The sequence below is a fragment of the Blautia sp. St.27G3 genome, assembly GCF_059728505.1.
Genome location: NZ_BAAGFO010000001.1, coordinates 1,958,874 through 1,981,233, shown reverse-complemented (window position 1 = coordinate 1,981,233; position 22,360 = coordinate 1,958,874). Strand labels below are relative to the sequence as shown.

Genomic DNA, 22,360 nt, shown 5'->3' with positions numbered 1-22,360 from the left:
TTTGTAATTGCCCAACCACAATTATAAAATGGAAGGAGAAACAACATGAAAAGAAAGTATTTGATGGCAGTGCTGGCTTGCAGCCTTTGTCTTACAGCAGCATCTGTTCACGGAATGGCAGCAACAGCAGCTTCTGCAAAAACGGAGAGTAAAGAGGAAACGGAAGAGAAAAACACCGAGGTAGCAGAAGCGGAAACAGAGGCAAAGGAAACGGAAACAACGACAGAGAAAGCTTCAGAAGCAGAGACAGAAGAAGCAGCCGATGAAACAGAAACAGAGACAAAAGAGGAGGAAACGGAGGAAGCAATGGAGCGGCCGACGTACAAGGCTCTTGATTTTGTAACACTTGGTGATTATAAAGATCTGGTAATTAACCAGAAGGATTTGGGATTGCCTGATGTATATACGGATGAAGAAATTAACGAATATGTGGAAAGCAGTTTAAAAAGTATAGCTGCTTCTGTGGATGGCGTAGCAGAGGAATTGACAGAAGGAACAGTTGAGGAAGGCGATACTGCTAACATTGATTATGTTGGAAAAAAAGACGGAGAAGCGTTCGACGGCGGAACAGCAGAAGGCCATGATCTGACAATCGGTTCCGGGATGTTTATTGAAGGATTTGAAGAAGGACTTGTTGGTGTAAAGATAGGGGATACGGTGGATCTGAATCTGACATTCCCGGAGGGATATAAAAATGAAGATCTGGCAGGCCAGGAGGTTGTATTTACGGTAACTGTGAATTCCGTAAAAAGAGTACCGGAGATAACAGATGAACTTGTAAGTACAGTAACAAATGGTGATTTCAGTGATCTTGCGTCATACACAGAATATGTGCGCAGTTATATGGATGGAGATCTGGAACAACAGAAAACATCAGCTTTGCATGATAAAGCTTTTTCTATGTTAAAAGAAGCCTCAGAAATCAATGGTTATCCGGAAGGGCTGAAGGAATATACCGAAGCGTTTATTCAAGATTATTACGAAGCAAGCGCTGAAAGATACGGTATGGAATTACCTGAGTTTCTTGAGAAAGCTATCGGCATAACAGAAGAAGAATTCCAGAAAGAGCTTGTAGATATGGCAGAAGAGAATATGGATCTGGAACTGTATTTTAATGCGATTCTGGAAACAGAAAAAATAGAAATTACTGATGCGGATTATGAACTTATGGCTCAGAATTATGGATATGAGTCTTTTGAAGCAATGTACGAAAGTGGTGGAGATCCGATCAAAGAGAGCGCTTATCTGAATATGATTCAGGCAAAGGCACTGGAAGCACTGACAGAAAATGTAACAGTACAGGAGTAATTAAAAAAATCTTATTAAATTGAATGAACAAAATGGGTTGTTGCAAAGCGGCGAATCCATACAATCTATGACATAGATGTAAGAGTCATCAAAATCATAGGTTGTAGGAATGCTGCATGTTGTAGCAGCCCATTTTTGCATATCAGAAGATTAAAAAGAATATTTTTTCTGTAATTATGTAAATAATTACCAAAAAGTGACAGTTATCACGGTAATATGAAAAATATTATATATAATTTAAATATAAATGAAACGTTATTCAGAAAAATATAAAAAATTATCCGAAAATTTTAAATTCTATATTAATGATAAGATTTTGTCAAAAATTAAAAAACGTTTCGTTTTTAAAAGAGAAAAGGAAAGAAAAGGAGGGTTTCAAAATGAAGAAAAAAATAATGATGTTGTTAACAGTGGCGTTACTGTTGATCTGTGGAGCTTCCGCAGTGGCAAGTGAGGAGAATTCTGAAAAAATGAAAGTTATTTTTGATACTGATAATGGAGTATTCGGAGATGACACAAAAGCTCTGTTTATGATGCTCAATTCCGGAAAGATTGATCTACTGGGCATTACAACGGTAATTGGCAATAACTGGGTGGAAGCAAGTACAGCTTATACGCTTCGCCATCTGGAACTTGCAGGACGTACGGATATTCCGGTTTATATGGGTATGGGAGAGCCATTGATGGGAGATCATACGCCTTATCTTGAAAATGGTATGCTGACAGGCATTGTGGGCGGAAATATCGGATATATGGGGGGGCCGCGTCCGGATTCTTATCTGAATCTTCCGGAGGAGCCTGTGATTGGTTATCCGACAATAGAGCCTCAGGAGGGACATGCAGTAGATTTTATTGCAGAACAGGTAAAGCAGTATCCCGGAGAAGTGACGATCATCTGTGTTGGAGCTGGAACAAATCTTGCGATGGCAGTAAAACGTTATCCGGAAATCGTTCCTCTTGTAAAACAGGTTGTTTATATGGGTGGTGCGATTGATGTTCCAGGAAATACAACAGCGGCTGCGGAATTTAACTGGTGGGCAGATCCGGAAGCAATTAAGATTTGCCTGAACAGCGATTTTGCCCGTCAGGTAATTGTACCGAAGGATATCTGTGCGAAGGCTCGTATTACGTATGATACGTATGAAAAGATAAAAGCTGCTCCGGAAACGTATGCAACGAAGTTGTTTATGGAAATTTCCGGACCGAATCACGAAGGAAATCCAGATTATACCAATACACTCTGGGATGAGGTAACAGTACTTTATCTTCTGGACCCATCCTTTGTAACTGGTTCTGAGGAACGATCTCTGGACATTGATACAACGATGGGGATGAATTACGGTCGTTCGATTGGATACCGGGTAAATCCGCGCAGACCGGATGATTTTGTGATCAATCCGCTTGCAAAGAAAGTAGAAGTTCTTCTTGATATGGATGTGGAACATTTTATGGATCTGTATGTAGAATATTTTACGATGGCGCCTCAAGAATAAGAAGATTGAAAAGGAAGATCTGCTGATCAGCAGCAAAAGGTAAATTCTGATTGGTATAGAATAAAAATTTTCAGGGATAATCATATGTAGGGAGACAGAAAGGGCTGTTATTTGTGTGAAATAGATAACAGTCTTTTTCTGCAAAATATGATTTCCAATATATGGAATAATACAGTAAAAGTGGAAAAAAATCGTTATTAGTTGCACAGCATGGCTTGCAATTTTTTTCGCTTTCCCCTATACTAATAGTGCTATGTTATTTCATGCAGTTTGCCAGATTTTGAAAAATTTGACAGTGCGGCAAAATAGCGCAAAACAGAATATGAGGAGAATTGGAATGAAAAACTGGAAAGCCTTGATTGCAGGATTTTTAGTTCTCTGTCTGACCATTTTGTCAGTGCCTTATGGTTTGGTGAGAGCAGAAGACGGAGAGGAAGAGCAGGAAACCGAGGAACCTATTCCAGATTCCTATTACTACGAGATAGAGTCCAACAAAATTCCGCTCTGGCCCCAGGGTCCGTCTATAGAGTCGGCGTCAGCAGTGGTGATGGATATGGATACAGGCACTTTTTTGTACAGTAAAAATGCAACGGCGACAATGTATCCGGCCAGCGTTACAAAGATTATGACAACGCTGTTACTGGTTGAAAATTGTGATTTGGATGATGAGATTACATTTTCTGAGATTGTTTATGACCTGGAGGAGGGAAGTTCCCATCTGGGTATTCAGCCTGGAGAAAAGATGAAGCTGCGGGATGCTGCATATGGGATCATGCTAGCTTCAGCTAATGATATTTCAAATGGCGTTGCAGAGTATATGGGAGGAAGTATCAGCGGTTTTGCTGATATGATGAATGCCAGAGCAGAAGAGATCGGATGTGTGAACACACATTTTGCAAATCCACATGGATTGTATCAGGAGGATCATTATACCTGCGCGCATGACATGGCATTGATTGCACAAGCAGCATATCAGAATCCTGTATTTAAAGAGATTGCCACCACAACGGAACATACCATTCCGAAGACAAATCTTGTAGAAGAAGAGCGTTCATTTTTGAATCATCAGAAAATGATGCTGAGGGATGAAGAATATTATCGGGACTATTGTACCGGAGGTAAAACAGGTTTTACCTCACAATGTCTGAATACGTTAGTTACTTTTGCGGAAAAGGATGGGAAAAGCCTTGTTTCGGTTGTATTTCGTGTTAACGGAGCAGGAAAGGCTTACAATGAATCCGCACAAATCCTTGAATACGGACTTGAAAATTTTAATACAAAGAAGTTCGAAGCAGAGGCTTCCAAGCGTACTTTTTATGATATAATGGGTCTTGGATATCTTGGGGAGGCTTCGAAATTCCAATTATCTGCCGGAAAACAGGTTCCTGTATCCGGTTGCAGTGGAAGCATTACGCTTCCGAATACGGCAGCTGAATCAGATGTAACATATGAGGTTATGGCAGAAAATGGTAATCAGAAAACTCTTTCTTATAAATATAACGGTGTTTCAGTAGGAAGTTTTCAGGGCAGCTTCAATACTGCTTTTGTTCCTGCGCAGACGCTTCTTCAAAAGAAAACGGATCTAGTCGAGGAGACGATAGAAGAAGCATCAGGAGCAAATATACAGGTAGAGAGCCTGAATGAGGTATTGAACCAGGCTGCGGGATTTTTCCAGACAGGCTACCGCATGTTTAAAGAGTACACGGAAAAAAATACAATGACAGTAGTAATCAGTGGGATTGTTATACTACTGCTGTTGATTTTATTTATTGTTTTACTGATATTCCGTAGTACCTCAGAATCCAGAATAAAAAGGCGCAGAAGACAGGAAGAGGAAGAAAGGAGAAAACGCGAAGAGGAAATCGAACGAATGACGACTGCGGAAATTGAAGCTGAGCTTCGTGCGGTTATGGAGCAGGAACGCCTGCACAGGGAGCAGGAGGAACTTGCCAGGGCTGAGGCAGAAAGGGCTGCCGAGGAGGCCCGTATTATGGACGAAAAAGCTCATGAGACGGAACGTCTTTTGGATGAGCTTGAAAGGGAACGCCAGGAAAGACTGGCAGAAAAAGATAAGGGATAGTATAAATAGTTAAGGAAGGGACGGATAAAGTATGAACTGGGTTGCGCCAATCAAAGACGATGAAACATTAGAAAAGTTCAAAGCGAAGCTGCGGGAGATGGATGACAAATATTATATTATGTTTGAAATCGGAGTGGGGACCGGTCTTCAGCTTCAGGAGATTTTGAAATTTAAAAATAAAGATATCAGGGGAAAAGACAGCATTGAAGCAAATATCGGGACAAAAAATATCAAGAGAACATTTCTGATTCCCGCTGATTTAAAGGAAATTATCAATCAATATACAGAAGGCAAAGATCCGGATGCATATTTGATTCTTGGACATGCCAGTTCACCGGCAGCACTCTCACGAGAACAGGCATACCGCGCGTTAAAAAGTGCGGGAAAGAGCATGGGGCTTACTTCGATCGGCGCGCAGACGATGAGAAAGACCTTTGCATGGCGCTACTACAAGTCCACAGGAGATATTTATTATTTGCAGAATCTTCTTAATCATGCTTCTCCTTCCATCACGTACCGTTATATTGGTGAGAAGCCAAATGTGGAGGTTTATCTCCGCAAAATGACACCGGAGGAGAATGAGCGGAGCCGTTATATCCTTTACAAAAACGGAAATGGCAAAAAGCGAATTGAAGAGCTGAAAAAAGTTCTGGATGATATCAGTAATGAGATGGATAATCCGCTGAATAACGACGCTTACTTTGGTAAGGTGGAGTGTCTGTTAAAGGAAATGGAAGAGCTCGTAGCAAATTTTAAACGAACAAAATAAAAAAATAACAGATCAGAAAAACAAAACGAAAAGTGTGGGTGCTGTTTTTCTGATCTGTTTTTATTATGCAACGAACTACAACAGATGGAAAGATAACAAGTTAAATTTGCTTATGAAGTTTTTTCTTTACTTTCTGGATTTTTCTCTTTTCCCGAATGGCAAAAGCATCTTCCTCAGAAATTAATTTTGTTGTTTTGATCGCGTAATATTTTTCATCTTTATTTTGACGCATCCGGATTTTGCTTTTCAGATATCCGTGAACCGGACAAAAGGCCAGAGCACAGTAATTATTACTGCCGATCGGAAACCATCGCATTTTTTTTGGAACATTTTTCTGGCAAAGATAGCAGGTGGTAGCCGATACAATACGATCCTTCATGGCCTGAGATTTCGATTCAAAAGGTTTCGACACATATTTCACATACGTACTGTAGGTAAGATGGATTTCCTGACGCCGTCTTGCTGGAGTACGATAATAATCGACCGAAGAGTTCTCTGCAATCTGTTTAGGAGTAAGATGCTGCATAATGAGCGACGTATAAAGGGCATCACTCAGGGCACTGTGAAAAGCAATGTCTTTTGGAAACTTCAAAAAGTCAATGGCGTATTCCAGTGAGCGTCTTGTTTTCCGGTCTTCATAAACGATACTGAATATTTTCTGTATATCGTAATAAAGAAAAGGAAAAGGAAACGGCGAAGGAATCTTATGATAAGCCAAATTTCTCTGCAATTCCATTAAATCAGCAGGGCCCCAGGTACAAAAGGCAGGCTGATCTCCGCACCAGGCAAGAAAGTCTGTGATAATTTCCGGAAAATATCTGGCTGATTCAAAATCAATAGAGCGCAAAGAGACAATCTCTTTTGTACGGAAATGTAATTTTTTGTATACCTGTGGTTTTACAATTTCACGGAACTGATCAGTTTCCTGTAAAGCATCGTTTAATTTTACAGCGCCAATTTCTATAATTTCAAAAGGAAGATTTGTTATTTCATTTGATTTCCCAGTAGGACACTGATTCCATTCCAGATCCAGGACAATATAATTCATGTCAGATTCCTCCTTTCTTTTTACCTGAGATGTTTTGTTTGCGTATCATATTCAGTATCATCAGAGGCAGAGTATAGTATACCGAATGATCGAATAAAAAACAAGCCTTCGTCAAGATGTACAGGAAAAACTGAAATTTTCGTCATTGTGACAGGAATTGAATATTTGGTTTACTTTCATACACAGAACTGCCAAGGAATTTAAAAAAAGTTTGTACAGTTGTGGTATAGCCGGAAAAGAAAAATTCAGCTATACTCATGTCATCACTTGAATGGAGTAGTTCTAGCGAAACATTTCAGAAACGACAATAGCAGTATTGCATTTCAAAGTAAGAATTACAATCAGAAATTACAGTCAGGAGGATTTTATCATGGCAAGTTTATCACTGTCTCATATTAATAAGACATACCCAAACGGCTTTGAAGCAGTAAAGGATTTCAATCTTGAAATCGCAGATAAAGAATTTATTATTTTTGTAGGACCGTCCGGATGTGGAAAATCTACAACACTTCGTATGATTGCAGGTCTGGAAGAAATTACAAATGGTACACTGAAGATCGGCGACAGAGTAGTAAACGATGTAGAGCCGAAAGACAGAGATATTGCGATGGTATTCCAGAGCTACGCACTGTATCCGCATATGACTGTATACGATAATATGGCATTCAGCCTTAAGCTGAGAAAAGTTCCGAAGGATCAGATTGATAAAATGGTAAGAGAAGCAGCAAAGATTCTTGATCTTGAGAAGTTGCTTGATCGTAAGCCGAAGGCTCTTTCCGGCGGACAGAGACAGCGTGTTGCCATGGGCCGTGCTATCGTGCGTGAGCCGAAGGTATTCCTGATGGACGAACCACTGTCCAATTTGGATGCAAAACTTCGTGTACAGATGAGAACGGAGATTTCTAAGCTGCATCAGAGACTTGGAGCTACGATTATTTACGTAACACATGACCAGACAGAGGCTATGACGCTTGGTACGAGAATTGTTGTTATGAAAGATGGTGTTGTTCAGCAGGTAGATACACCTCAGAACCTTTACAATGCACCGGGCAATCTTTTTGTGGCAGGATTTATCGGTTCCCCGCAGATGAATATGGTAGATGCTGTTGTTGAGGTTCAGGGCAGCGACGCGTATCTGAAAGTGGAAAACACAAAGATTAAACTTCCGCAGACAAAGGCGAAAAAACTGATTGACGGAGGATACAACGGGAAAAATGTTATCATGGGTATCCGTCCGGAGGATCTGCACGATGATGAAGATGCACTTGCAAAAGCTGGTGATTCAACATTGGAAGCAAAGATTGAGGTATATGAGCTTCTTGGTGCCGAAGTATATCTGTATTTCACGGTATCCGGCAGCAATTTCACCGCAAGAGTAAATCCGCGCACAGCTGCAAGAACAGGCGATGTTGTGAAATTTGCACTTGATGTTGATAAGATTCATGTATTTGATAAAGAGACAGAGCTGACAATTACAAACTAGTACAGCGAAAAGCAAATGCGCTGCTCCACGAAAAGGTTATTATTTTGTGGAGCAGTGCTTTTTTGCATTTTTTTTATGGCACTGATTCATTATTGAGGAATGAGAATTTATAAAATTTGTAGTTCACGACGAAAAAATGCACTTGCCGACATAGCACTTGCAGAAGAATATTGGTGAATGTTACTATAATTATGTATAAAAGAATAACCTGATTTAGAAATATTTGCGCAAAATTTCCGAAAAAAATCAAAAGTTATTTACAAAACTATCATTTTTTGTGGAAAGGGGTCAATGCTATGAAAAAACTTGCTGTATTACTCTCAACAGCTATGGCAATAAATGCATTTGCTGTTCCGGTATTTGCAGGAGAAGAATCTGATATTCAGTACAGTGCATCTGATTTTTATTATGTAGAAGCAAACGGAGAGCAGATTCGTTTGAGTAACAAGAGGAAAGAAGGTTTTCTGAAGACAGATAATCTGTATTTTCGGGATTTGGATAAGGATGGAGAATTAGATATTTATGAGGACTGGAGACTTGATCTGGAAACGCGTGTTCAGGATCTTATCTCACAAATGACGGATGAGGAAAAAGCGGGAACGCTGGTATTTTCCTGTATTTTTGGAAGCAATGGCAGTACCGTTACAGATCTGGCGAATGATGTGGAAGAACGATCCAATGTGTCTGTTCATGGAATCCCATATGTAGATGACCCTGAAACCTGCCTGTATTCAACAGATACGGTTGTTGAAGTCAGCGGAACAAAGGTAGTTCCTATGGCTTATCAGATCCAGGAAGCGAAAGTAACAACTTTTATCGGAGCCTTGACAGGAAATCCGAAGGATCAGCTTGGCCTGTTTAATTCAATCCAGGGTATTGCAGAGGAATCACGCCTTGGTATTCCGGCTGTATTTTCTGGTGACCGTTCTTACAATACATGGGGCGGCATGATTGATATGCCGCATTATGCGTTTGGCATTGCGCATAATGAGGAGCTTCTTTACAATCTGGTTTCCGAGTATTCAAAGGAATCAGCGGCACTTGGCTATCATCAGGTTTTCCATGGATATGGAAATGAAATCGGAAGTTTTTATGGTGATAATCCAAATTATATTGCAAAAATGTCTGCAATCGAAACAAAAGCTTATCAGGATAACGGATGGAGTGCGCATTCCAAGCATTTTATCGCCCGTGGAGGCCGCAACGCTTATGTAAATGCGAAATCTCCGGCCAATCTGCTTGACAGCTGGATGGTAGGATGGAAGGCAGTCGTAGATGCTGGTACACATTATATTATGACAAACAACAATGAAGGCATCACACCGGGCGTACAGGGGTATATGGACAAAGATACATATGATATCCTCCGTAAGGATCTCGGATACAACGGAGTTGTCTGCCTGGACTGGCCGCTGGATATTAACAAGCTTATGGAAATGACAGGTGTTACATCTGACGGTGTGGATATTTCTACCTTATCAGTAGAAGAGCGTTACGCAATGATTCTGAATGCAGGAGTTGATATGTTCAGCTGCGTTGGACCGGTTCTCGGAGATGATCTCAGCAAATATTCAGAAGATATTAAGTGGCGTGCTTTCCCAGATGTAATTACTGAAGCTGTAAAGGAAGGCCTTGTTACGCAAGAAGATTTGAATGAGCATGTCGCACGTGTACTGAGAAATAAATTCGAACTTGGAATTTTTGAAGATCCATATTCCGACTGGGAAGAGGCAGTTGCTCTGATCGGTTCTGAGGAATATCAGAAAGAGCCGTTTGCAGTATTGAATAATAATGATATTAATCTTGCACGCCGCAGTGAAATTACGGAAATGGAAGAACAGCTGATGGTAGAATCCACTATTTTGCTGAAAAATGAAAATAATATTCTTCCGCTCGCAAATGATACAAAAGTATATGTGGATGGAACAACAGAAGAGATAAAAGAAAGTGATATGCAGGCGCTCGGTCTTTATGGTACCGTTGTTGCAACAATGGAAGAAGCAGATGTATGTGTATTCCATGTAACAATCATTGATGATAATTATTACTATATGGTAGAGGACGCACAGGCAGCAGGCAAACCGATTGTTCTTGTATTTGAGGGTACTGTTGATACGGAGCCAGGGCTGGAAGAGGTAGAAAATTCTGATGCAATTCTGATGCAGACTTACAGTAATACACCGGACCATGGTTCATCTGTAGGAAGTTTTTACCGTTATGCAGCGCCGGAAGTGACAGCATCCATGTTGTTTGGAGAAAAGGAACCTATGGGAAGCACTGTATATGAGACAGCATATGATGCAGATGCTTATACGTTGTCCTGGGGAGAACTGCAGAATGATATTGGAGTAGATGCTCAAACACGTCTGTATATGGCAATGATGGCAAAGAAAAATCCGACAATAGACATGCCGAATAATCTTGGAGACGTTCTTTGGACAACGAATTATGGAATGAGCTACCATAATCCTGCAGCAATCGAACTCAGTTTACTGACAGTACCGCAGACAGTAATAGATGTTGAGGCTACGTCGAAAAGGGGAATCAATTTAGGAAAAGCGGCAGCTATTGCAAATCAGAAAGCCGGTGTTCCATTTGAAATCTGTTTTGTGGCACAGAACAATGGAGGAGACGGTCATGTGACTGTTCAGGTGATGGACGGCGATAAGATTGCGGCTGAGAAGTTTGTAGCTCTTGATCAGGATCAATTCCGTGTGATTACGGTTGCACTAACGTTAGAAGCAGGCGAGCATACGATTACAGTCGGCGATATGAGCGAAACAATTATTGTTGAATAATTCTTTCTTGTTTTATGGGCGCTGCTGGAACAGCAGCGTCTGTTTTTATATCATGAAATTGTACAAACGATACTTTTTAATTTCTTATATAAATAAAAAATAGAAAAGGAATGAGAATTATGAAAAAAGCAATTATAGGGGCAGGACTTTTGATAACATGTTTGGGCATAGTTTCTGTCAGTGCATTTGCAGAAGAGAAAATGGCAACAGCATACCGGGCAGAGAATCCGGTCAGTATAGATGGAACATTGGATGACTGGAATCTGTCTTCACCAATTAAAATTGAAGATGCGTCCCAGATCATTCGTGGTGAGGATTTCTGGATGGGAGAGAATGATGTCAGTTGCAGCATTTATGTCATGTGGGATGAAGAAAAACTATATCTGGCAGCAGAGGTAAAAGAGGCATCTCCCTTTGGCGCTGTAGGTCTGCTTGAGCATAATATGGAGGATAACTTTAAAGTTTATATTTCAACAAATCCGGATGCAGATCCGAACCGGACAGAATATGATACAAATGATTTTTTAGTTTACCTGATGATGGACAATCAAAATTGGTATACAGCATTTGATCGTTCAATGATTGACCGGTCAAAGCTGGGGCGATTTACCTCTCAGGGAATGGAAGACAGTCTCCAGGTTTTAGAGGGATATGAAAAAGGCTATACTATGACAGGAGATGGATTTCTTCTGGAACTGGCAATTCCATGGTCAAACTTTTCTAATGAGTATATGGAAACATACTTGCCTATTGCTGGTGACACAGTAAATTTTGATATTTGTATCACAGATAATGATTATCCATTCCCGAATACACAGGGCAGCGTACAGATGAGTTGGTGTGGGACAAGAGAAATTGATAAGAATCCGAGTCTGTGGGGACGCTTGCGTTTTGAGTAAAACATATTCTGAAACAGTGCAGCAGGTTTTATTTGTTGCACTGTTTGTGATATAATTAAATACTGTAAATAGTATGGCAAATGTTACGAGGGTAATATTATGGAAACAACAGTACGGATTATTGTCTGTGACGATGAGATAACTGCGGTACAGAGAGTAGTAAAAGAATTAAAGCATTTTTTCCATAATGCAAATATAGAAACAGTTTTTTTTTCCTGTACATCTGCTTTTCAGATATTTGAAATCATGGACAAGCAGGAAATTACCGTGTTTTTTTTGGATATTGATATGCCGGAAAGAAACGGGATTGACTTAGCGGAGGAAATAAAGAAAAAAAGTCCGGAAGCATTATTGATTTTTGTTTCCGGCAGAGAGGAGTTCGTATTTGAAAGTTTTCGCGTTCATCCTTTTTCATTTGTAAGGAAAATGTTTTTAGAAAGTGATCTTTGCAAAGTGGTGCGTGAAATAAAAGAAGTGATCAGAGAAAGAGAAAAGTACAGGCGGATTATTATAACGGATGAGACGGGATATGAATTTGTAACAGACGTAAATAAAGTACTATATCTGGAAGCAAAAGATAAATATGTTCAGGTGTTTACGGAAAATGGAGAAAGATTAATCAGGAGTTCTTTGAAAGAACAGCAAAAGAAATTAGAACAGATTAATTTTCGGCGATGTCATAAGTCTTTTCTGGTTAATATGAGGAAAGTATATGCGGTACGATGCGATAGGGTAATTTTGGTGAACAGAAAAGAACTTCCGCTCGGCAGAGGAAAAGCGACTGAGCTGAAACGGGAACTTTCAAGATATCTTCTGGAATGAGAGGTATTTATGAGTGAATTATTAAGACATCAGGATATCGGTTTTATTCTTATAAATATACTGGGGCAGTTTCTGGAAAGTTTTTTATTCATGTATTTTATTCACTCTATGTTCAGCCCTAAAAGGTATGATTTTGAAAGACTTTGGCTTCCGGGTACGGCAGTGATGTTATTATCAGCTATTGTTTGTGATGCGGTGACAGATAATAATATATATGCTTGGATGGGAAGTGTCGTCCTTGTGCCTTTTATTTATACTATTGTATTTTGCAAAGGAGATTTGAAAATAAAATTTGTCCTGATTATTTTATTTTCTGCGGTTTTATTTGCTCTTGAAAATTTATCTGTAACACTTTGCCATGCGTATATCGGGATAAGAGAAGCGTGTTATACGGAACTGTTGCTCGTTTATATTTTTCGAAGACTTTTTATGAAGATATGTCTTTTAATAGCTCTGAAAATGTTGCTTCAGCACAGGGTGAAAGCGAGTGAATATCTGCAGGGAAAATCCTGGTATTTTCTTGGTATTATTTCTGTACTGGAAATATGGATGATTTTTTGTTTTGACAGAAAACATCAGGCATTTAATATAGAAATTGCGCTGGATGCCTTTTGTGTTGCTGTTCCGCTGCTTCTTTACTATGCGTTAAATTTGATGGAAGATAATATTGAAAAGACCAACATTGCCGTGCTGCAAAGAAATTTTATTGATATGCAAAAAGAGTATGTCGGTCAGATTCTTGACGTGGATCACTCTTTAAAAGAATTTAAACATGATTATAAAGCGCATCTTTTTTGTATTGATGCGCTTATACAGGAGAAGGATTACACTTCTTTACAAAACTATTTGAGCGAGCTCCATAAGATCCAGCAAAAGTTGGATTATGGCAAAACATATATGGAAGACCATATTTTAAATGTAATACTGAATATAAAAAGAACAAAAGCAATAAAAAGTAATATTGCATTTGATATTTGGATAGGCACATGCAGTTTAAAAGAAATTTCATCGTATGATCTGGGCGTAATTTTAATGAATCTGTGTGACAATGCAATTGAAGCAGCTGAAAAAGCGCAGGAAAAATGGGTAAAACTGGAACTTGAAAATCGGAGAGGTTATATAAAAATTATTATCCGTAACAGTACATATGCAAATATTCTGCAAAACAATCCAGATTTGCTGACCGATAAAGAAGATGGAGATTTCCATGGATATGGAATGAAGATTATTCAAAATATTGTAGAACAGTATCAGGGAGTGATGAAACTAAATGGAGGAGAAAATTGGTTTGAGAGCAGAATATTGCTTTTAAATGATGGAAATGAAGCAGATAAATCTGTTAATATTTAAAGCTATTTTAAATTAAATAATCTTAGATCCCTTTATTCTGAGACGGAAATAGAATAGAAATCAAAGAGATAATTTTGTCTTATAAGGGCTTAGAACGTAAAATTAAAAGTTGATATAGACGAAGAGGGAATAGGTTTAGTATCGTTTGAATTGAGCTTGCACAATATATAGAGTACATGAAAAAACAGGAAAATAAAACAAGAAATATATAAATAATTATTGACAAAACAATACTTCATAGATATAATAATAAATGCGCTATGAGTGCTGACTTAAATTAATTATGGAGAAATACTCAAGAGGCTGAAGAGGCGCCCCTGCTAAGGGTGTAGGTCGTTAACGCGGCGCGAGGGTTCAAATCCCTCTTTCTCCGTTTTATTCTGAAGAGAATAAAAAGTTAAAAAAGGTCAAAAAAAGTTAAAAAAAGTTGTTGACAAACCGAAAAAGACATGATATGATATCAGAGTTGCTCCGGTAGAGAGACAACAGAAAAGACGAAAAGTCACAGATTGAAAAACTGATAAATCATCAGGAAAAACGATCAAGAAGCACCTTGATAACTGAACAGTGAGACAACCTTGAAAAGATTCTAAGAGATTTTTTTCTAAGGAACTGACCTTTAAAAACAGTAAAAGGAAAGATAGCCAAGACGTTATCTGACCGGATTGAACAACACTTTATTAGAGAGTTTGATCCTGGCTCAGGATGAACGCTGGCGGCGTGCTTAACACATGCAAGTCGAACGAAGTATTTTAAATGAGACTTTCGGGTGGATTTTAAAATGACTGAGTGGCGGACGGGTGAGTAACGCGTGGGCAACCTGCCTTACACAGGGGGACAACAGTTAGAAATGACTGCTAATACCGCATAAGCGCACGGGAACGCATGTTTCTGTGTGAAAAACTCCGGTGGTGTAAGATGGGCCCGCGTTGGATTAGGTAGTTGGTGAGGTAACGGCTCACCAAGCCGACGATCCATAGCCGACCTGAGAGGGTGACCGGCCACATTGGGACTGAGACACGGCCCAAACTCCTACGGGAGGCAGCAGTGGGGAATATTGCACAATGGGCGCAAGCCTGATGCAGCGACGCCGCGTGAGCGAAGAAGTATTTCGGTATGTAAAGCTCTATCAGCAGGGAAGAAAATGACGGTACCTGACTAAGAAGCTCCGGCTAAATACGTGCCAGCAGCCGCGGTAATACGTATGGAGCAAGCGTTATCCGGAATTACTGGGTGTAAAGGGAGCGTAGACGGATGTGCAAGTCTGATGTGAAAGGCGGGGGCTCAACCCCTGGACTGCATTGGAAACTGTAAATCTTGAGTGCCGGAGAGGTAAGCGGAATTCCTAGTGTAGCGGTGAAATGCGTAGATATTAGGAGGAACACCAGTGGCGAAGGCGGCTTACTGGACGGTAACTGACGTTGAGGCTCGAAAGCGTGGGGAGCAAACAGGATTAGATACCCTGGTAGTCCACGCGGTAAACGATGAATACTAGGTGTTGGGGAGCAAAGCTCTTCGGTGCCGCAGCAAACGCAATAAGTATTCCACCTGGGGAGTACGTTCGCAAGAATGAAACTCAAAGGAATTGACGGGGACCCGCACAAGCGGTGGAGCATGTGGTTTAATTCGAAGCAACGCGAAGAACCTTACCAAGTCTTGACATCCCTCTGACAGACGAGTAACGTCGTCCTTCCTTCGGGACAGAGGAGACAGGTGGTGCATGGTTGTCGTCAGCTCGTGTCGTGAGATGTTGGGTTAAGTCCCGCAACGAGCGCAACCCTTATCTTCAGTAGCCAGCATTTAAGGTGGGCACTCTGGAGAGACTGCCAGGGATAACCTGGAGGAAGGTGGGGATGACGTCAAATCATCATGCCCCTTATGATTTGGGCTACACACGTGCTACAATGGCGTAAACAAAGGGAAGCGAGCCTGCGAGGGGGAGCAAATCCCAAAAATAACGTCCCAGTTCGGACTGCAGTCTGCAACTCGACTGCACGAAGCTGGAATCGCTAGTAATCGCGAATCAGAATGTCGCGGTGAATACGTTCCCGGGTCTTGTACACACCGCCCGTCACACCATGGGAGTCGGTAACGCCCGAAGTCAGTGACCCAACCGCAAGGAGGGAGCTGCCGAAGGCGGGACTGGTAACTGGGGTGAAGTCGTAACAAGGTAGCCGTATCGGAAGGTGCGGCTGGATCACCTCCTTTCTAAGGAAGAATCGAGAAGTAAAGGTTGTATCACTGTTGAGTTATTAAGGGAGACAAGGGAGTTCGATTGTACTAGGCTCGAAAAGACCTCGCCAAGTTGCAACGAACAGCTTTCGCACTAAATTCGTGCGGCGCAAAACTTGCACTCAATAAGTGCTCAATGCTTCTGGTGGCGATGCGCTTAGGGGAAACACCCGTACCCATCCCGAACACGATGGTTAAGACCTAAGCGGCCGATGGTACTGCACTGGAGACGGTGTGGGAGAGTAGGTGGCTGCCAGATTAAAAAAAGAAAAAACGGGAGGAATCCTGTTTGATATATATACCGGCGTATCCAATGACAGTGGGATGAATACCACGTCTGTGAAAAGCGATATGCTAACCCAATCAGCAGGGAAGTGCTGTTTCGATAACTGGTTTTACCAGTGATTTAAAATCAAAAATAGTTTTGGTTTTAAATGGCTGATAAAACATTCAGTCAGAAACGTACCTTGAAAACCGCATACAGAAAAAATATCCGATGAATCTGATTGAACAAACATTTATAGATCATAAATGGATGGAACAAGAAAGAATTCATCACAAGACATCCGAGGATAAGTTCAGGGAAACCTGAGCTTAGAAACAAGCAAGTAAAGCAGCAGGAACCGAAAGGGGAAGGCTGCGGAGAGAAAACTCAGAAAAACAACCCAACCACACATATAACGCTATATATGTGAGAAAGTAGAAAGCGACGAAAACACCTCGAGAACTGTGTTTTCTCCGCGATTTACAGGTTAAGCGAATAAGAGCGCAGGGTGGATGCCTTGGCACTAAGAGCCGATGAAAGACGTGATAAGCTGCGAAAAGCTTCGGGGAGGAGCAAATATCCATAGATCCGGAGATATCTGAATGGGGAAACCCACTGGAGGAAAGCTCCAGTATCCATACGCCAATCCATAACGTATGGAGGGGAACCCGGTGAACTGAAACATCTAAGTAGCCGGAGGAAGAGAAAGAAACATCGATTCCGGGAGTAGCGGCGAGCGAAACCGGAAGAGCCCAAACCAGGGTGCGTGCACCCTGGGGTTCGGACCGCATAATTGATCTTCTGATTGTAGGGGAATGGTTTTGGGAAAGCCATCCAAAGAGGGTGAAAGACCCGTACCCGAAACGAAAGGAAGCATGGCGGGATCCAGAGTACCACGAGACACGTGGAACCTTGTGGGAACAAGCGGGGACCACCCCGTAAGGCTAAATACTACTTAGTGACCGATAGCGCATAGTACTGTGAAGGAAAGGTGAAAAGAACCCCGGGAGGGGAGTGAAAGAGAACCTGAAACCCTGTGTTTACAAGCTGTGGAACTACGTTAAGGTAGGACCGCGTACTTTTTGTAGAACGGTCCGGCGAGTTGCGATCACTGGCGAGGTTAATCACGGAAAGTGAGGAGCCGGAGGGAAACCAAGTCTTAATAGGGCGTAAAGTCAGTGGATGCAGACCCGAAACCGGGTGATCTACCCATGTCCAGGTTGAAGCTGCCGTAAGAGGTAGTGGAGGACCGAACGCACATCCGTTGAAAAGGGTGGCGATGAGGTGTGGGTAGGGGAGAAATTCCAATCGAACCCGGAGATAGCTGGTTCTCCTCGAAATAGCTTTAGGGCTAGCCTCGTATTAGTCTAGTGGAGGTAGAGCACTGAATTTCCTAGGGGGCGTCAAAGCTTACCGAAGAATATCAAACTCCGAATGCCATATAGATGATGTACGGGAGTCAGACTACACGAGATAAGTTGGGTAGTCAAAAGGGAAAGAGCCCAGACCTCCAGCTAAGGTCCCAAAGTGCGTGTTAAGTGGAAAAGGATGTGGGATTTCGAAGACAACCAGGATGTTGGCTCAGAAGCAGCCATACATTCAAAGAGTGCGTAATAGCTCACTGGTCGAGAGGTCCTGCGCCGAAAATGTCCGGGGCTAAAACACGACACCGAAGCTGAGGAATCCGCAAGGATTGGTAGAGGAGCATTGCATACACGAAGAAGCAGTACCGAAAGGAGCTGTGGAGCGTATGGAAGAGAGAATGCCGGAATGAGTAGCGAGAGGAAGGTGAGAATCCTTCCGGCCGAATATCCAAGGTTTCCAGAGTAAAGCTGATCTGCTCTGGGTAAGTCGGGACCTAAGGCGAGGCCGAAAGGCGTAGTCGATGGACAACAGGTTGAGATTCCTGTACTACGGTATAACAGAACTGTGGGGACGCATGTGGAGAGCATGGGCGCAGAATGGAAAGCTGCGTGCAAGCGAAGGAGCTGTGCGGGAGGAAAAACCCCCGCATAAGGCAAAGACGTGAGGCGGACCGAATACAAGTAGGGAAGCATGTGAGCCATGTGCCAAGAAAAGCCGCTATTGCTTATATCGTACCCGTACCATAAACCGACACAGGTGGATGAGGAGAGAATCCTAAGGCCGACGGAAGAAGCATTGTTAAGGAACTCGGCAAAATGACCCCGTAACTTCGGGAGAAGGGGTGCCTGGGAGACCAGGCCGCAGAGAATTGGCCCAAGCAACTGTTTAGCAAAAACACAGGTCTATGCAAAACCGAAAGGTGAAGTATATGGGCTGACGCCTGCCCGGTGCTGGAAGGTTAAGAGGAGAGCTTAGCGGCAACGCGAAGGTTTGAATTTAAGCCCCAGTAAACGGCGGCCGTAACTATAACGGTCCTAAGGTAGCGAAATTCCTTGTCGGGTAAGTTCCGACCCGCACGAAAGGCGTAATGATTTGGGCGCTGTCTCGACAATGCATCCGGTGAAATTGAAGTACCAGTGAAGATGCTGGTTACCTGCGCCAGGACGGAAAGACCCCATGGAGCTTTACTCCAGCTTGACACTGGGATCCGGTAATGCATGTACAGGATAGGTGGGAGGCGAAGAAGTGGGAACGCCAGTTTCCATGGAGCCGCTGTTGGGATACCACCCTTGCGTTATTGGGTTTCTAACCTGCAACCGTGAACCGGTTGGGGGACAATGTCTGGCGGGGAGTTTGACTGGGGCGGTCGCCTCCGAAAGGGTATCGGAGGCGCCCAAAGGTTCCCTCAGAATGGTTGGAAACCATTCGAAGAGTGCAAAGGCAGAAGGGAGCTTGACTGCGACACCGACGGGTGGAGCAGGTACGAAAGTAGGGCTTAGTGATCCGGTGGTATTAAGTGGGAATGCCATCGCTCAACGGATAAAAGCTACCCTGGGGATAACAGGCTTATCACTCCCAAGAGTTCACATCGACGGAGTGGTTTGGCACCTCGATGTCGGCTCATCGCATCCTGGGGCTGTAGTAGGTCCCAAGGGTTGGGCTGTTCGCCCATTAAAGCGGTACGCGAGCTGGGTTCAGAACGTCGTGAGACAGTTCGGTCCCTATCCGGCGCGGGCGTAGGATATTTGAGAGGAGCTGCCCTTAGTACGAGAGGACCGGGGTGGACTGACCTCTGGTGTACCGGTTGTTTTACCAAAGGCATGGCCGGGTAGCCAAGTCGGGAAGGGATAAACGCTGAAGGCATCTAAGCGTGAAGCCCCCCTCAAGATGAGATATCCCAAGACCCCTTGAAGAACACGAGGTAGATAGGGCAGAGGTGGAAGTGCAGTAATGCATGGAGCTGACTGCTACTAATAGGTCGCAAGCTTATCCAAGCGTGGAGAAAGGAAGAAGAAGACTTTCGAAGCGAAAACGGAAGGGTTAGAAAGAAAAGAGAAAAAAGGACTTGCAAAAAACGGAAAGATATAGTATCCTGTATGTGGTTTTGAAGGTATGTTGAAAGATATACTTTTGTGGCCCAGTGGCTCAGTTGGTTAGAGCGCCGCCCTGTCACGGCGGAGGTCGAGAGTTCGAGTCTCTTCTGGGTCGTTGATTGAAGAATATGGGGTCTTAGCTCAGCTGGGAGAGCATCTGCCTTACAAGCAGAGGGTCATAGGTTCGAGCCCTATAGGCCCCAGTTTCAATCATTTGCCGAATGGTTGGCAAAACAAAATGCCGATGTGGCTCAATTGGCAGAGCAGCTGATTTGTAATCAGCAGGTTATCGGTTCGAGTCCGATCATCGGCTTATAAATTATATGGATGGGTTCCCGAGCGGCCAAAGGGGGCAGACTGTAAATCTGTTGTCGACGACTTCGAAGGTTCGAATCCTTCCCCATCCACTCACTAGATTCCTATAGTGAAAACAATTAAATATCGCGGGATGGAGCAGTCTGGAAGCTCGTCGGGCTCATAACCCGAAGGTCGTAGGTTCAAATCCTACTCCCGCAACTCAGTATTTTTTACTGTAAGATAATATGCCCAGATAGCTCAGTTGGTAGAGCAGAGGACTGAAAATCCTCGTGTCACTGGTTCGATTCCGGTTCTGGGCATTCTGTTTATAATAAACAGATGGGATATTAGCTCAGTCGGTAGAGCACTTGACTTTTAATCAAGTTGTCCGGGGTTCGAATCCCCGATGTCTCATGACTCGCAAAGCCGTATAAATAAAGGGTTTTCGCAAAAGTAAAGCACCTCATAACGGGGTGCTTTTTTCGTGGTTGACTACCATTTGACTACCAAAGACTTATGCTTTCTTTGTAAGTATATTGTCAAGTGTATCTGCTGCTTTTTCATCCATCTTCTGGAGGCTGTGCGCATATATGTTCATAGTGGTGCTTGTCTGTGCGTGCCCTAGCCTACCGGACACAGTACGGACGTCAATATTCTGGCTGATCAGCAGCGTGGCCGATGTGTGGCGGAGTCCATGCAATGGAATGTCCGGGAGTGCTTCTGATCCATCCGGTAGATTCTGGTTGTATCTGTGCAGTACATCCTTAAATACGTGGTAAGGCGTTGAAGGGTACATTTGTTTACCGTCTGTCTGTACGAATACGTAATTTGACCCTTTCCAGTAGGTGCCAAGACTTAACCGGATGCGCTGCTGCTCTGCCTTGTATTGCCGCAGGAGAACAGTCACGCTCTGGGGCATGGTAACGGTTCGGACAGAGGTTTTGTTCTTTGGGGGCTTTGTGATCGGGTTCCCGTCTACGATTCCCGTACTTTTGGTGATGCTGACAGTATTGTTATTGAAATCGAAGTCAGACCATTCCAGCGCGATCAGTTCGCCGCGTCTGAGTCCGCAGAACAATGCCAGGTGAAAAAATACTTTATGTTGCAGTAATATCTTTCCATCGGCGAGCTGTGTGTCTATTGCCTCAAGGAACGCGTTGCACTGCTCAAGGGTAAAGAACTTCACGTCTGACATATTGCGTTCCTGTTTTGGCGGCCTGACGCGGTCACAGGGGTTCTCAAGAAGTATATTCCATTTTACTGCTGTGCTTAATATGCTGCTGATCAGGGCATGGACGCGTTTGATTGTGGTTGGTGAATATCCTCCCGGCTTCCCGTCCTTCCTGCTTTGCAGCATGGCGTTATACAGCTTATTCAGATGTACCGGCTGGATACGTGCCAGCTTGATATTTCCAATCTCTGGCAGTATGTGTACTTTCAGAAGCAGCTTGTAAATATCGACGGTGGTGAGCTCCAGCTGCTGCATGGCGTAGTCTGCGATCCATGTGTCAGCAAATTGCTGGAATGAAACCTTTTCCCCGTCAAGATATTTTCCAGATCGCACTTTTTCCTCAAATTCAAAGATGAATTTCTCAAGGGCCTTCTGGTTCTGTTTTTCAGTTCTGTTCTGATCAGGAACAAACGTTGCAGTCTCTACAAGCTTTCTTCCAAGCGGATCACGGCCATTACTGACAGTGATCTGATATGTATTTCCTCTTTTTCTTATACTTGCCATATTGTTTTTTCCTCCTATCTTGCCGGGGCAATGGCATGAATGAAGAAAATAACTATGTCATAGCTTAATTCATTATATTCGTGTATTTTCGTATATCGTTGACTTTCTTCTTGAATTGTCTTATAATATGCTTAACAAGACAGCCGGAAGATAGATGAAGCCTATCCGACCCGGCGAAATCAATTAACAGTTACAATAAGTAAGCCGCCTGGACTCGCCAAAGATCAGGGCGGCTTACTTGTTTTTTAAATTCAGAATTGAAACGATCAACAGACCAACGGTCAAGATAACCATAAATTCTTCGTATGTACTCACAAGCATCA

Annotated in this window: 11 protein-coding genes, 8 tRNA genes and 3 rRNA genes; 20 read left to right on the top strand and 2 right to left on the bottom strand. The window is 42.7% G+C overall.

Translation table 11 applies throughout. The features are described from left to right. The first annotated feature begins 45 nt into the window (after positions 1 to 45). From AC6I2O_RS09430 to AC6I2O_RS09415, 4 genes are all read left to right on the top strand, one after another. Positions 46 to 1,308 (top strand): trigger factor, encoded by a 1,263-nt coding sequence (locus AC6I2O_RS09430; protein ID WP_497742469.1) that lies wholly within the window; start codon positions 46 to 48, stop codon positions 1,306 to 1,308. Positions 1,309 to 1,688: 380 nt separating this feature from the next. Continuing rightward, a complete protein-coding gene (locus AC6I2O_RS09425; protein ID WP_497742468.1) occupies positions 1,689 to 2,801 on the top strand; it encodes a nucleoside hydrolase in 1,113 nt (370 codons plus the stop codon). A gap of 337 nt (positions 2,802 to 3,138) precedes the next feature. Then, positions 3,139 to 4,881, top strand: coding sequence for a D-alanyl-D-alanine carboxypeptidase family protein (locus AC6I2O_RS09420; protein WP_497742466.1), 1,743 nt, complete (start codon positions 3,139 to 3,141; stop codon positions 4,879 to 4,881). A 31-nt stretch (positions 4,882 to 4,912) separates the two neighbouring features. Continuing rightward, positions 4,913 to 5,650, top strand: coding sequence for a tyrosine-type recombinase/integrase (locus AC6I2O_RS09415; RefSeq protein ID WP_497742465.1), 738 nt, complete (start codon positions 4,913 to 4,915; stop codon positions 5,648 to 5,650). A 100-nt stretch (positions 5,651 to 5,750) separates the two neighbouring features. On the opposite strand, the gene AC6I2O_RS09410 is transcribed toward AC6I2O_RS09415, so the two are convergent. Next, the gene (locus tag AC6I2O_RS09410) at positions 5,751 to 6,698 is read right to left on the bottom strand and encodes a 3'-5' exonuclease (RefSeq protein WP_120393714.1); all 948 of its coding nucleotides are present in this window, start codon (positions 6,696 to 6,698) and stop codon (positions 5,751 to 5,753) included. A 370-nt stretch (positions 6,699 to 7,068) separates the two neighbouring features. On the opposite strand from AC6I2O_RS09410, the gene AC6I2O_RS09405 reads away from it, so the two are divergent. The 16 genes from AC6I2O_RS09405 to AC6I2O_RS09330 all read left to right on the top strand — a co-directional run bounded on the left by AC6I2O_RS09405 (position 7,069) and on the right by AC6I2O_RS09330 (position 20,716). Continuing rightward, positions 7,069 to 8,181, top strand: a complete 1,113-nt coding sequence (locus AC6I2O_RS09405) for an ABC transporter ATP-binding protein (RefSeq protein ID WP_120393713.1) — start codon at positions 7,069 to 7,071, stop codon at positions 8,179 to 8,181. Between the two features lie 296 nt (positions 8,182 to 8,477). Then, entirely contained in the window at positions 8,478 to 10,979 is a 2,502-nt protein-coding gene (locus tag AC6I2O_RS09400) for a glycoside hydrolase family 3 N-terminal domain-containing protein (protein ID WP_497742464.1), read from the top strand. 119 nt (positions 10,980 to 11,098) lie between these two features. After that, on the top strand, positions 11,099 to 11,878 hold the full coding sequence (locus AC6I2O_RS09395; protein ID WP_497742462.1) for a sugar-binding protein: 780 nt from the start codon (positions 11,099 to 11,101) through the stop codon (positions 11,876 to 11,878). 99 nt (positions 11,879 to 11,977) lie between these two features. Then, the gene (locus tag AC6I2O_RS09390) at positions 11,978 to 12,700 is read left to right on the top strand and encodes a LytR/AlgR family response regulator transcription factor (RefSeq protein ID WP_497742461.1); all 723 of its coding nucleotides are present in this window, start codon (positions 11,978 to 11,980) and stop codon (positions 12,698 to 12,700) included. A 9-nt stretch (positions 12,701 to 12,709) separates the two neighbouring features. Then, positions 12,710 to 14,050, top strand: a complete 1,341-nt coding sequence (locus AC6I2O_RS09385) for a sensor histidine kinase (protein WP_120393708.1) — start codon at positions 12,710 to 12,712, stop codon at positions 14,048 to 14,050. 285 nt (positions 14,051 to 14,335) lie between these two features. After that, positions 14,336 to 14,423, top strand: a tRNA-Ser gene (locus tag AC6I2O_RS09380). Between the two features lie 304 nt (positions 14,424 to 14,727). Beyond that, positions 14,728 to 16,258 (top strand): 16S ribosomal RNA (locus tag AC6I2O_RS09375). 165 nt (positions 16,259 to 16,423) lie between these two features. Further along, positions 16,424 to 16,541, top strand: a 5S ribosomal RNA gene (rrf, locus tag AC6I2O_RS09370). 491 nt (positions 16,542 to 17,032) lie between these two features. Continuing rightward, positions 17,033 to 19,906 (top strand): 23S ribosomal RNA (locus AC6I2O_RS09365). Together the 16S, 23S and 5S rRNA genes with 8 tRNA genes alongside form the textbook arrangement of a ribosomal RNA operon. Before the next feature lie 140 nt (positions 19,907 to 20,046). Further along, positions 20,047 to 20,120 (top strand) — tRNA-Asp (locus AC6I2O_RS09360). A gap of 15 nt (positions 20,121 to 20,135) precedes the next feature. Beyond that, positions 20,136 to 20,208, top strand: a tRNA-Val gene (locus AC6I2O_RS09355). Between the two features lie 37 nt (positions 20,209 to 20,245). Then, a tRNA-Thr gene (locus AC6I2O_RS09350) sits at positions 20,246 to 20,318 on the top strand. A gap of 12 nt (positions 20,319 to 20,330) precedes the next feature. After that, positions 20,331 to 20,412 (top strand) — tRNA-Tyr (locus AC6I2O_RS09345). A 35-nt stretch (positions 20,413 to 20,447) separates the two neighbouring features. Further along, positions 20,448 to 20,521 (top strand) — tRNA-Met (locus tag AC6I2O_RS09340). A 28-nt stretch (positions 20,522 to 20,549) separates the two neighbouring features. Continuing rightward, a tRNA-Phe gene (locus AC6I2O_RS09335) sits at positions 20,550 to 20,622 on the top strand. A gap of 21 nt (positions 20,623 to 20,643) precedes the next feature. Beyond that, a tRNA-Lys gene (locus AC6I2O_RS09330) sits at positions 20,644 to 20,716 on the top strand. Between the two features lie 100 nt (positions 20,717 to 20,816). Here AC6I2O_RS09330 and AC6I2O_RS09325 read toward each other — a convergent pair. Continuing rightward, complete coding sequence (locus tag AC6I2O_RS09325; RefSeq protein WP_497742460.1) at positions 20,817 to 22,037, bottom strand: tyrosine-type recombinase/integrase; 1,221 nt, start codon at positions 22,035 to 22,037, stop codon at positions 20,817 to 20,819. Positions 22,038 to 22,360: the final 323 nt, after the last annotated feature.